Origin of the sequence: Micromonospora sp. U56, assembly GCF_018070095.1 — a bacterium.
Lineage (GTDB): Bacteria > Actinomycetota > Actinomycetes > Mycobacteriales > Micromonosporaceae > Micromonospora > Micromonospora purpureochromogenes.
Map to the genome: position 1 here is coordinate 1 of NZ_JAGPYL010000167.1, position 11,313 is coordinate 11,313.

Annotated in this window: 9 protein-coding genes and 2 pseudogenes; 4 read left to right on the forward strand and 7 right to left on the reverse strand. The window is 74.9% G+C overall.

Going from position 1 to position 11,313, the window contains the following annotated elements:
• Positions 1-645: pseudogene (locus KBX37_RS31405) on the reverse strand (histidine kinase); the annotation flags it as partial.
• A gap of 132 nt (positions 646-777) precedes the next feature.
• On the opposite strand from KBX37_RS31405, the gene KBX37_RS31410 reads away from it, so the two are divergent.
• Together KBX37_RS31410 and KBX37_RS31415 are read left to right on the forward strand one after the other, a co-directional pair.
• Positions 778-1,614, forward strand: a complete 837-nt coding sequence (locus KBX37_RS31410; RefSeq protein ID WP_247659366.1) for a hypothetical protein — start codon at positions 778-780, stop codon at positions 1,612-1,614.
• Between the two features lie 66 nt (positions 1,615-1,680).
• Positions 1,681-3,435: pseudogene (locus tag KBX37_RS31415) on the forward strand (DEAD/DEAH box helicase); the annotation flags it as partial.
• 135 nt (positions 3,436-3,570) lie between these two features.
• On the opposite strand, the gene lon reads toward KBX37_RS31415, so the two are convergent.
• The 5 genes from lon to KBX37_RS31440 all read right to left on the reverse strand — a co-directional run bounded on the left by lon (position 3,571) and on the right by KBX37_RS31440 (position 9,325).
• Positions 3,571-5,901 carry an endopeptidase La gene (gene lon / locus KBX37_RS31420; protein WP_210779473.1) on the reverse strand — a complete coding sequence of 777 codons (2,331 nt, stop codon included), beginning with the start codon at positions 5,899-5,901 and terminating at the stop codon, positions 3,571-3,573.
• 38 nt (positions 5,902-5,939) lie between these two features.
• A complete protein-coding gene (locus KBX37_RS31425) occupies positions 5,940-6,182 on the reverse strand; it encodes a hypothetical protein (protein WP_210779474.1) in 243 nt (80 codons plus the stop codon).
• 54 nt (positions 6,183-6,236) lie between these two features.
• Positions 6,237-7,565: a putative manganese transporter gene (locus KBX37_RS35745; RefSeq protein WP_210779475.1), complete on the reverse strand. Its 1,329-nt coding sequence runs from the start codon at positions 7,563-7,565 to the stop codon at positions 6,237-6,239.
• Positions 7,566-7,631: 66 nt separating this feature from the next.
• A complete protein-coding gene (locus KBX37_RS31435) occupies positions 7,632-8,501 on the reverse strand; it encodes a manganese catalase family protein (protein ID WP_210779476.1) in 870 nt (289 codons plus the stop codon).
• Between the two features lie 89 nt (positions 8,502-8,590).
• A complete protein-coding gene (locus KBX37_RS31440) occupies positions 8,591-9,325 on the reverse strand; it encodes a sensor histidine kinase KdpD (protein ID WP_210779477.1) in 735 nt (244 codons plus the stop codon).
• Positions 9,326-9,390: 65 nt separating this feature from the next.
• Between KBX37_RS31440 and KBX37_RS31445 the strand changes: the two genes are divergently transcribed.
• Together KBX37_RS31445 and KBX37_RS31450 are read left to right on the forward strand one after the other, a co-directional pair.
• The gene (locus KBX37_RS31445) at positions 9,391-10,029 is read left to right on the forward strand and encodes a response regulator transcription factor (protein WP_210779478.1); all 639 of its coding nucleotides are present in this window, start codon (positions 9,391-9,393) and stop codon (positions 10,027-10,029) included.
• 139 nt (positions 10,030-10,168) lie between these two features.
• Complete coding sequence (locus KBX37_RS31450) at positions 10,169-10,516, forward strand: Lsr2 family protein (protein ID WP_210779479.1); 348 nt, start codon at positions 10,169-10,171, stop codon at positions 10,514-10,516.
• Between the two features lie 129 nt (positions 10,517-10,645).
• Here the strand turns inward: KBX37_RS31450 and KBX37_RS31455 are convergent, their stop codons facing one another.
• Positions 10,646-11,170 (reverse strand): DinB family protein, encoded by a 525-nt coding sequence (locus KBX37_RS31455; protein ID WP_210779480.1) that lies wholly within the window; start codon positions 11,168-11,170, stop codon positions 10,646-10,648.
• Positions 11,171-11,313 lie beyond the last annotated feature (143 nt).

Consider the following 11,313-nt stretch of genomic DNA (forward strand, 5'->3'; position numbering starts at 1 on the left):
CGCGATGACCGTCAGGTCGTGCCCGAGCAGGTCGTGCACGTCCCGGGCGAAGCGCAGCCGCTCCTCGGCGGCGGCGAGCCGGGCCCGGGCCGCCTGCCCCTGCCGGGCCTCGACGAGCAGGTCCCAGAACCAGACCTGCACCCGGTTGACGGCGGCGGTCCCGCCGCCGACCAGGCCGGTGACGAGCAGCGTGGTGCCGAGCGCGCCGCCGGTCCAGGCGGCCACGCCCAGCGCGACCGCCACGATGGACGCGGCGGCGGCCAGCGCGGCGACCGGCCGCAGCAGCAGCGGCGTCATGCCGATCAGCGAGGCGCCGAGCCGGGCCCAGGTCGGCCAGGCGCCGGCCGCCACCGGGCCGACCAGCGGCACGCTGAGCGCCGCGACGACGGCGAACGCGAACTCGGACCGGCGGCGCCGCCGCTGGTGCAGCCAGGGGGTGACCGCCGCGTGCAGCACCGCGCCCTGCGCGAGGGCGAACGCGACCACGCCCACCGCGCCACACGCCAGCCGGACCGGGTCGGGCTCGCGGGCCAGGCCGATCCCGGGTAGCAGCAGGCTGGTCCAGAGACTGGTGGCCAGCGACCCGAGGGTCACCACGCGGGCCCGACGCAGTCGCCGGTCCGTCACCGCCGCGCCGACCGTCATGTCCGCCGATCCTAGGGGTCGCCGGCCGCGGCCACCCCTGCGGAACGTCACGGTCGGGCCGTGCGCCCCGCACGGGTTTTCCGTGCCGGTCGCGCCTGTCGCCCGAGCGCCGGTCGGCGGCAGGGTCGAGGCATGTCCGAGACGCTCGCCGTACCCTCGTCCCCGCCGACCCCCACGGACCGCTCCGGCCGCCGCCTGCTGCGGCACCTGGTCGAGATGACCGTCGCCATGGTGGTCGGGATGCTGCTGCTCGGTCCGCTCTGGCGCACGGCCGGCGCGGCGCTGGGCCTCGCCGGCACGCTGGCCCGGCCCGAGGTCGCCGCCCTGGTGATGGCCACCGACATGTCGATCGGGATGGCCGCGTGGATGTGGCACCGCGGCCACCCGGCGCGCGCCACCGCCGAGATGGTCGCCGCCATGTACCTGCCGTTCCTGCTGCTGCTGGTGCCCTTCGCCGCCGGGCTGGTCGGCGCGGACGCGCTGATGCTCGGCGGGCACCTGCTCATGGTCCCGGCGATGGTGCTGGTGGCGGTGCGGCACCGGCACGAGCACCCGGCGCCGGGGCCCCGGCACCCGGTGGTCGCCGCGCTGGTGCGCCGCTGGCCGACCTGGCTGGCGCTGCTGATGACGGTCGACAACTGGGTCTTCCCCATGGTCCCGCCGCCGGTGACGCTGCTCGTGCTGCCGGCCGGCTACCTGCTGATCGGCACCGCCCGCCGGCAGTGGCGCACCCCCGGCACGCTGCCGGTGCAGCTCGCCGGCCTGGCCGGCTGGACCGCGCTGGCCGGGCTCGCGGCGGTCGCGAACGACGGCCCGGCGCGCTGGCTGGTGGCCGCCGGCTGGCTCGGGCACGCCGCCTGGGACGTCGCGCACCACCGGGCCGGGCGGGTGGTGCCGCGCGGGTACGCCGAGTGGTGCGCCGTCCTCGACACCGTCGTCGGGGTCACCGTGGTGCTGACCATCCTCTGAGTGGCTTGCACGACGGTTGTGCCGGTCGCCGGAGCGGACCGGGGCCGGTGATGAAAAGCTTTGCCCATGAGTTCCGCACCCGCACCGACCGACCCGACCAACCCTGACAGCACCGACGAGGCGACCGCCTTCGCGGATCTCGGGCTGCGCGCCGAACTGCTCGGCGCGCTCTCGGCCCTCGGCTACGAGGAGCCGACCCCGATCCAGCGGGAGGCGATCCCGCCGCTGCTGGCCGGTCAGGACCTGCTCGGTCAGGCGGCGACCGGCACCGGCAAGACGGCCGCGTTCGCGCTGCCGCTGCTGCAGCGGATGCCGGACGGGCGCGGCGGCGGCGACCCGGTGTCGCTGGTGCTGGTGCCCACCCGGGAGCTGGCGGTGCAGGTGTCGGAGGCGTTCCACCGCTACGGCAAGGACCTGGGCACCCGGGTGCTGCCGATCTACGGCGGTCAGCCGATCGGCCGGCAGCTGCGGGCGCTGGACGCCGGCGTGGACGTGGTGGTGGCCACCCCGGGCCGGGCCCTGGACCACATCGCCCGGGGCACCCTGCGCCTGGGTGAGCTGGCCACGGTGGTGCTGGACGAGGCGGACGAGATGCTCGACATGGGCTTCGCCGAGGACATCGAGGCGATCCTGGAGCACGCCCCGGCGCAGCGGCAGACGGTGCTCTTCTCGGCCACCATGCCGTCCCGGATCGACGGGATGGCCCGCCAGCACCTGACCGACCCGGTACGCATCCAGATCGGCCGGGAGAAGCCGGTCGCCGGCGAGGCGCCCCGGGTGCGGCAGAGCGCGTACATCGTCGCCCGGGGGCACAAGCCGGCCGCGCTGGGCCGGGTGCTCGACGTGGAGTCCCCCACCGCGGCGATCGTCTTCTGCCGCAGTCGCGAGGAGGTGGACCGGCTCACCGAGACGATGAACGGCCGGGGCTACCGGGCCGAGGCGCTGCACGGCGGGATGAGCCAGGAGCAGCGCGACCGGGTGATGGGTCGACTGCGGTCGAGCACCGCCGACCTGCTGGTCGCCACCGACGTGGCCGCCCGCGGCCTGGACGTGGAGCAGCTCACCCACGTGGTCAACTACGACGTGCCGTCGGCGCCGGAGTCGTACGTGCACCGGATCGGCCGGGTGGGCCGGGCCGGGCGGGAGGGCGTGGCGATCACCCTCGCCGAGCCGCGCGAGCACCGGATGCTCAAGACCATCGAGCGGGTCACCGGGCAGCGGATCACCATCGACAAGATCCCGACGGTGGCCGACCTGCGCACCCGCCGCCTGGAGCTGACCCAGGCCGCGCTGCGCGAGTCGCTGCTCGAGGACGACCTGGACCCGTTCCGGGTGATCGTCGAGACGCTCAGCGACGAGTTCGACCTGATGGAGGTCGCGCTGGCGGCGGTGAAGCTCGCGCACGAGGCGGCCGGCCCGACCAGCGAGGACGAGGAGGAGATCCCGCAGGTCGCGGTCCGGGCCCCGCGCGAGGGCCGGCCGGAGACCGGGGGCCGGGGTGAGCGGCGCGGCGGCGCCCGGCCGCGCACCGGCGGCACCACGCAGGTCTTCATCGGGCTGGGCCGGCGCGCCGGCGTCCGGCCGCAGGACCTGGTGGGGGCGATCACCGGGGAGACCGGGCTGAACGGTCGGGACATCGGTTCGATCGAGATCGCGGACCGGTTCTCGCTGGTGGAGATCCCGGTCGGCGTCGCCGACGACGTGATCGCGGGTCTGCGCGGCAGCACCATCAAGGGCCGCAAGGCCACCGTACGGCGGGATCGTGACGGCGGCGAGGGCGGCGGCGAGCGCCGCTTCGACGGCGGTGACCGGCGCGAGCGCCGGGACTTCGGCGGCGAGCGCCGCGACCGGGACTTCGGCGGCGAGCGCCGCCGCGACCGGCACTGAGGTACGCCGAGGCCCCCGGTCGGTCGGACCGGGGGCCTCGGCGTGTTCCGCCGCCTCGGGCGGCGCCGGTCAGGCGGCGGCGAGCGCCGGACCGGTGAGGGTGTCGGCGTCGGCCGGGCGCAGCGCCAGGGCGAGCACGTCGGCGACGTCGGCGAGGGTGTGCACGGTCAGCGCCTCGCGGACCTCGGTGGGCAGGTCGTCCAGGTCCGGCTCGTTGCGGGCCGGGATGATCACCTCGGTCAGGCCGGCCCGGTGGGCGGCGAGCAGCTTCTGCTTCACGCCGCCGATGGGCAGCACCCGGCCGGAGAGGGTCACCTCGCCGGTCATCCCGAACTCGGGCCGTACCGGCCGGCCGGTCACCAGGGACGCCAGCGCGGTGACCATGGTGATGCCGGCGCTGGGGCCGTCCTTGGGCACCGCGCCCGCCGGCACGTGCAGGTGGATCCGCCGCCCGGCGAGGGCGTTCGGGTCCAGCCCGTACCGGCGCCCGTTGGAGCGCAGGTACGACCAGGCGATGTGCGCGGACTCCTTCATCACGTCGCCGAGCTGGCCGGTGAGGGTCAGCCCCGGCTCGCCCTCCATGCTGGTCGCCTCGATGAAGAGCACGTCCCCGCCGGCGCCGGTGACCGCCAGGCCGGTGGCCACGCCGGGCACCGCCGTGCGCTCGGCCGACTCCGGGGTGAACTTCGGCCGGCCCAGGTAGCGGGCCAGGTTGCCGGTGTCCACCCGGGCCGGGGCCGGGTCGCCTGCCAGCTCGACGGCGACCTTGCGCAGGATCTTCGCCAGGGCGCGTTCGAGCTGCCGCACGCCGGCCTCCCGGGTGTGCTCCCCCGCGATCCGGGCGAGGGCCTCGTCGGCCACGGTGACCTCGTCGGCGGTCAGGCCGGCCCGCTCCCGCTGCCGGGGCAGCAGGTGGTCCCGGGCGATGGCCACCTTCTCGTCCTCGGTGTAGCCGTCCAGGGTGACCAGCTCCATCCGGTCCAGCAGCGGGCCGGGGATGGTCTCCACCACGTTGGCGGTGGCCAGGAAGAGCACGTCGGACAGGTCGAGGTCGACCTCCAGGTAGTGGTCCCGGAAGGTGTGGTTCTGCGCCGGGTCGAGCACCTCCAGCAGCGCGGCGGCGGGGTCGCCCGCGTAGCCGGCGGCCAGCTTGTCGACCTCGTCGAGGAGCACGACCGGGTTCATCGAGCCGGCCTCCCGCAGCGCGCGGACGATCCGGCCGGGCAGCGCGCCGACGTAGGTGCGCCGGTGACCGCGGATCTCGGCCTCGTCGCGGACGCCGCCGAGCGACACCCGGACGAAGTTGCGCCCGAGCGCCCGGGCGATCGACTCGCCGAGGCTGGTCTTGCCGACGCCGGGCGGGCCGGCGAGGGCGAGGACCGCGCCGGAGCCGCGGCCGCCGACCACGCCGAGGTTGCGCTCGGCCCGCCGGTTGCGCACCGCCAGGTATTCCAGGATGCGGTCCTTCACGTCGGCCAGGCCGGCGTGGTCGGCGTCGAGCACGGCGCGGGCCGCGGCCAGGTCGGTGTTGTCCTGGGTACGCGTGGTCCACGGCATCTCCAGCACGGTGTCCAGCCAGGTACGGATCCAGCCCGCCTCCGGGGAGGCGTCACTGGCCCGCTCCAGCTTGCCGACCTCGCGCAGCGCCGCCTCGCGTACCTTCTCGGGCAGCTCGGCGGTCTCGACCCGGGCCCGGTAGTCGGCGGAGCCGTCGGGCTCGTCCTCGCCCAGCTCCTTGCGGATGGCGGCGAGCTGCTGGCGGAGCAGGAACTCCCGCTGGGACTTCTCCAGCCCCTCGCGGACGTCGCTGTTGATCCGCTCGGTGACCTCCTGCTCGGCGAGGTGGTCCTTCACCCAGCCGACGAGCAGTTCCAGCCGGGCGACGACGTCCGGGGCGGCGAGCAGTTCGGTCTTCTGCGCCAGGGTGAGCCAGGGCGCGTAGCCGGCCGCGTCGGCCAGCTCGGAGACGTCGGTCATCCGCTCCATGGCGTCGATGACCTGCCAGGCGCCGCGCTGCTGAAGGACCGAGGTCATCAGCGCGCGGTACTCGCGGGCGAGTTCCCGGGCCCGGCCGGCCGGGGCGGGTTCGTCGAGTTCGGTCGCCTCGACCCAGAGGGCGGCGCCGGGTCCGGGCACGCCGGATCCGATCCGGGCCCGGGCGAGGCCGCGGATCACGGCGGCGGGCTCGCCGTCGGGCAGCCGGCCCACCTTCTCGATGGTGGCGATCGTGCCGACGGAGCCGTACTCGCCGTCGATGCGGGGTACGGCGAGAAGCTGCTTGTCGCCGGTGGCGCGGGCCGCGTCGACCGCGGCCTGGGTGGTCGGGTCGAGGGTCACCGGGATGACCATGCCGGGCAGCAGGACGGCGTCGGTCAGCGGAAGTACCGGAAGAGTTGCCATCGAACACCTGCTATCGCGTTGAGTTGAGCGTGCCAGGCTCAAGTCACAAAGCGTTCCCCTTGTTCCTGGGTGTGACCCAGGCCACCCCGCCGGGCGGGGCGGTACGGGAGCAGGTCGCGGGGCCGCCCACCGGCGAGGGCGACGGCCACCGGGACGGCGAGGCCGGTCAGCGCCAGCGCGGCGACGGTCGGGGCGGGCAGGCCGGACAGCAGCGCGACGACGGTCAGGCCGAGGAGGACGGCGAGCTTGCGCCGGGCCGCGCGGACGGAGCGGGGTGACATGGTTGCCTCCTTCGTACGGCTGGTCGGGGCGGGTCGGCGCCCGCCCCGACCGGGTCAGAGCAGGACGAGCAGGGCGGCACCGACCGCCGCCGCGGGGATGGTGGTGATCACGGTGGCCAACGCGGCCGAGTGCCGGCGCAGCGCGGCGAGCGGGATCAGCGCGTCCCCGTCCTGGCTGATGGCGTTCGCCACCAGGGTCGGCAGTGGCAGCCCGCCGCTGACGTAGAGGCCGGTGAAGACGATCTGGACGGCACACCCGGGGATCAGCCCGATGGCCGCGCCGACGAGCACGCCGAGCAGGCCGGTCAGCGCCAGTTGCGAACCGTCGAACCCGGTGACGGTGGTGACCACCTGCCAGCCGAGGTACGCCACCGCCACCCAGACGGTGACGAAGGACGCCTCGTGCGCGCTGTGTCGCAACGTCTCGCGCAGCGACTGCGGGTACGCCGTTTCCAGGCTGTCGTCGGCCAGCCGCCCCCGGCCAGCGGCGAAGATCAGCACCGCGACCAGCGTGCCGAGCACCCCCAGCGCCAGGTACGGGTCGACCCCGCCGAGCGCCCGGGTCAGCACGGCGGGGTCGACCATCTGGAACACCACCGGCACCGACACCGCGAACGCCGGCGTGGTCAGCCCCCAGAACGCCGTGGCCGGGTCGGGCCGGCGCCGCCCGTCGAACAGCCCGTTCCGCCCGGCGACCGTGCCGCGGGATCGCGGACCGGCGGAGCCGCCCGGGCCCACCGGCTGGGCCGGAACCGCGTCGACCGGCCCGGCCAGGGCCGAACCGACCGGAGCGGCCGGGGCGGCGCTGGTGGCCGCGGCCGGCACGGCGCGGCCGACCACGGCGCGGCCGACCACGGCGCGGCCGACCACGGCGCGGCCGACCACGGCGCGGCCGACCACGGCGCGGCCGACCACGGCGGGGACGGCGCCGGTGGTCGGCGTCCCGACGGCCGCGACCACGGCCGGGATGCCGGGGCGGGCGCGCCGGCGGGCCGGGTCGATGCCGAGCGCGTCGACGACGTACCCGGTGACCAGCCCCACCGCGAAGAGCAACGTGTGGATCTTGAGGGCGAAGAGTGGATTCCAGGCCAGCACCACCCAGGACGAGTCCCCCATGGTGGCGGCCAGCGCGGCCACCACCGTGCCGAAGGAGACCTTGCCCCGGGCGTAGAGCGGCATCAGCACGATCGCGCCGCCGCAGCCGGGGCTGACCCCGAGCAGCGCGCCGACCAGCGGGCCGAGCCGGGGGCGGTGGGTCAGCCCGTCGGTGATCCGGTCCCCGTACCGCCAGCGCAGCCAGCCGAAGAGCGCCACCATGACGGCGACGTAGACACCCACCTGCATGAAGGCGTCCGCCAACGGACGCACGACGAGTTCGGTCACAGCGCACCTCCTGTGCGTACGGGTGCCGCCGGGCCGTCCGCGCGGGGACGGCCCGGAGCGGCGACCTCAGGTGAGCTTGCTCTTGACCTTGGTGGCAATGCCGCCGGCGACGCCCGGGTTGGTGCCGTAGAGGCGCGGGTCGCCCGGAGCCAGCACCGGCTCGGGGGCGTGCGCCCGCGGGCTGTGGTCGTAGCGGAACTCGCCCTTGCCGTCGGGCGTCGGCCCGGCGGCCCACCGCCCCTCGGCGGCGTCGTTGCCCGGCGAGAAGTCCAGGTAGGTGTAGCTGAACTGTTCGGTGAACTCCTTGGAGTCGGGGAAGGCGTCCGGGACCGGCATCTCCTCCAGCCCGTCCTCCTTGAGCTGCTCGATCGCCGCCATCCACATGTTCTGGTGCATGGTGTCCCGGGCCAGCAGGAAGCGCAGCATCTGCTTGACGCCCGGGTCGTCGGTCATGTGGAACAGCCGGGAGACTTGGAGCCGGCCCTGCGCCTCGGCGGTGACGTTGAGCTGGAAGTCGGCCATCAGGTTGCCGCTGGCGGTGATGAAGGCCGCGTTCCACGGCACGCCGTTGCTGTCCGTCGGCAGGGCGCCGCCGCCGCCGTGGATGAAGTGCGCCGGGTTCGAGCCGCCGTAGATCGCCCCGACCATCGGGTTGTCGTCGGCCGCCTCCTGCAACGACAGGGGCGCGTTCTCCAGCAGCCGCGTGATCATGGTGGCGATCATCTCGACGTGGCCCATCTCCTCGGTGCCCACGTCCAACAGCAGGTCCTTGTACTTGCCGGGCAGCCGGCAGTTCCAGCCCTGGTAGAGGTACTGGTTGGCGACCGTCATCTCGCCCCACTTGCCGCCCAGGATCTCCTGGAGCCGGCGGGCGAACGCGGCGTCGGGTCCGTCCGGCTTGGCCTCGAACTGCAGGTCCTTGATGTGGCTGAACATTGCTTTTTCCTCCTCGGTGCGGTCGGGGTGACACCGAGCGGGGTTCCCGCCGCGCCGACCCGTCGGGGCCATCCGGCGGCCCCGGGGGGTCAACCCGGTCGGCGGCCGGTCCGGGGCAGCAGCACCTCCACCGCCACCCCACGCGGACGCAGCCGGTGCGCCCGCACCGACCCGCCGTCGGCGGCGACCAGCTGGCGCGTGATCCACAGGCCGAGCCCGTGCATCCCGGCACCGGGTGTGGGCCGGCGCAGCGCCTCGGCGAGACCGTCGGTCGACCGGCCCTGGTCGGTGACGAGGATGCTCAGCCCGGCCGGGCGCACCGCGGCGTAGAGCCCGACCCTCCCGCCGGCCGGCCCGTGCCGCAGCGCGTTCTGCACCAGGTTCACCAGCACCTGGCGGGTCCGCCGCGCCGGCACCGGACATCCGCCGGCCCGGCGGCTCACCCGGGTACGCAGTCGGTGCGGCGGGACGAGAGCGGCCACCACGGGCAGGAGATCGGCCAGCGGCGCGTCCGGCTCCCGGCGGACGGCCGGGGCCAGCGTGCCTCCGCCGGCGGTGACCGCGCGCAGCAATCCGTCGAGGTGGGCGGCCTGTTCGCGGGCCAGCTCGCTGATCGCCCGGCGTTCCTCGGCGGCCAGCCGCCCGGTGTCCTCGGCGAGCGCCCGGGTGAGCGAGGCCAGCGAGCTGACCGGGGTGCGCAGCTCGTGGCAGAGCACCCGCAGCACGAGCCCAGGGTCGGCGGGTTCGCCGAACGATTCCCCCTGCTCGGGGCCGGCGGGCCGGCCCCGCCGCACCAGCGTCCTGTTCCCGCGTCGCGCACGCATCTGCCCAACTCCCTCTTATCCCCACGAATCCGCATGATCCCTACCCGTTCGGGAAGGAAACAGGCATGCTCGACGCCCCCATCCGGCTGGTCGTCGTGGACGACCATCCGCTCTTCGTCCGCGGCCTGGAGCTGCTGCTGCCCGCCAGCACCGACGGACGCGCCCGGGTCGTCGACTCCACCGGCGACGCCTCCGCCGCCGCCTCGCTGGTCGGTCGCACCCAGCCCGACCTCGCCCTGGTCGACCTGCACATGCCGCCACCCGGCGGGGTCCGCGCGATCGCCGCCATCCGCCGCACCACCCCACGGGTACGGGTGGTGGCGATGTCCGGCGGGGACGACCCGGCGCCCGCGCTGGAGGCGCTGCGCGCCGGGGCGGAGGGGTTCCTGCCCAAGAGCAGCGAGCCGGAGGAACTGCTCCCCCCGATCCTGGCCGTCCTCGACGGCTGGGCGGTGCTGCCCGGTCCCCTGCTGCGTGGCCTGCTCCGGCCGGCCCGCAGCAGCTCGGTCGACCTGGACTCCGAGGAGCGGCGGCTGCTGCGGTCCATCGCGGCGGGTCGCAGCACCGTGGAAATCGCCGAGCAGTTGCACGTCTCGGAGCGGACGGTGAAACGGATGACCGCCGCGCTGCTGCGCAAGCTGCGGGTGTCCAGCCGCGCGGAGGCCGCCGCGCTGGCCGGACACGCCGGACTGCTCACCGACTGACGCCGCCCGCCCATTGGCCGCGCGGATTTTCCACGATTGGCGCGACTCGTCAAATGAAAGCGACGCATATTGTTGCGGATTAGCCGGCCGATACGTCAAACTCTTGACCACACCCCGCCCGACACAGGGAGCAATGGCGATGGCAAGGAAAGTAATCACCGTTCTGACCGACGACCTGGACGGCGGAAAGGCCGACCGGACCGTCGAGTTCAGCCTGGACGGGGTGGCGTACACCATCGACCTCTCCGACGAGAACGCGGGGGTCCTGCGCAAGGCGCTCGACCCGTACATCGGCGCTGGCAGGCGATTGGGGCGGGGCAACGTGGAGGCCGGCCGCCCGGTCCGCCGCCCGGCTCGCGCCGCGGTCTCGGGAATGGACCGCGAGCAGAACCGGGCCATCCGGGAATGGGCCGCCAAGAACGGCTACGAGATTTCCGAGCGGGGCCGCATCCCGGTCAACGTCGTGGAGGCGTGGAAGAACCGCTGACCGGCATCGCCGGGGCATCACGATCCGCCGCGCAGGGGTCACGCTGAGAAATCAGCGTGACCCCTACGCTTTTCGCCACGTTCACAATTTCCACCCGGTGGCGCTCCCCGGCCGGTGCGCGACGCCCGGTCACTCGCCGGTGACCCCGTCGAGCAACTGTCGGGCCACGTCGAGCTGACCCAGGTGCCGGGCGTACTCCTGGAGCAGGTGGAACAGGATCCGGCCCAGCGACGGCGCGTCCGCGGCGGCCTGGAACCGGCCGCCGAGCGCGGCCCGCCGCGACAGCGGCACCCCGGCGACGATCCGGCGGGTGTGCGCCACCTCCGCCCGGTACGCCCGCCACACCTGCTCCGTCGACAGGGCGTCCACCCGCCACTCGGCGTCGTCCTCGCCCGGCGGGCACGGGGCGACCTGCTCCGCGGCGAAGCCCCACCGGATCCAGCGCCGCTCCACCCAGCCCAGGTGCCGCACCAGCCCGAGCGGCGCCCAGCCGAGCCCGTCGACGGGACCGCGCAGCTGCTCCTCCGAGAGGCCGGCGGTCTTGCGGGCCAGCGCCTCCCGGTACCAGTCGAGATAGCCGACCAGCAGCTCCCGGGGGTCGTCGACGTGGTTGCCCGGACCGTCGAGCAGGACCGGGAAACGGGTGTCCGACATCCACCGACCCTACGGCCGGGCCGCGCCCCTCGCCACGGTCACGATCGGCCGGTGGACCGGGCCCGCCGGCAACATGGCCGCCGGCCCGGCCCGGCGACGCCGGTGCACCGCGCTACGCGCCCCGGCCGCGGCGCTGGTCCGGG

Excerpts from the sequence above, each read along its gene's own strand:
- KBX37_RS31425 (WP_210779474.1), bottom strand. The coding sequence starts at position 6,182 with ATGTCACCCCGCTCCGTCCGCGCGGCCCGGCGCAAGCTCGCCGTCCTC.
- lon (WP_210779473.1), bottom strand. The coding sequence starts at position 5,901 with ATGGCAACTCTTCCGGTACTTCCGCTGACCGACGCCGTCCTGCTGCCC.
- KBX37_RS31450 (WP_210779479.1), top strand. The coding sequence starts at position 10,169 with ATGGCAAGGAAAGTAATCACCGTTCTGACCGACGACCTGGACGGCGGA.
- KBX37_RS31455 (WP_210779480.1), bottom strand. The coding sequence starts at position 11,170 with ATGTCGGACACCCGTTTCCCGGTCCTGCTCGACGGTCCGGGCAACCAC.
- KBX37_RS31445 (WP_210779478.1), top strand. The coding sequence starts at position 9,391 with ATGCTCGACGCCCCCATCCGGCTGGTCGTCGTGGACGACCATCCGCTC.
- KBX37_RS31440 (WP_210779477.1), bottom strand. The coding sequence starts at position 9,325 with ATGCGTGCGCGACGCGGGAACAGGACGCTGGTGCGGCGGGGCCGGCCC.
- KBX37_RS31435 (WP_210779476.1), bottom strand. The coding sequence starts at position 8,501 with ATGTTCAGCCACATCAAGGACCTGCAGTTCGAGGCCAAGCCGGACGGA.
- KBX37_RS31410 (WP_247659366.1), top strand. The coding sequence starts at position 778 with ATGTCCGAGACGCTCGCCGTACCCTCGTCCCCGCCGACCCCCACGGAC.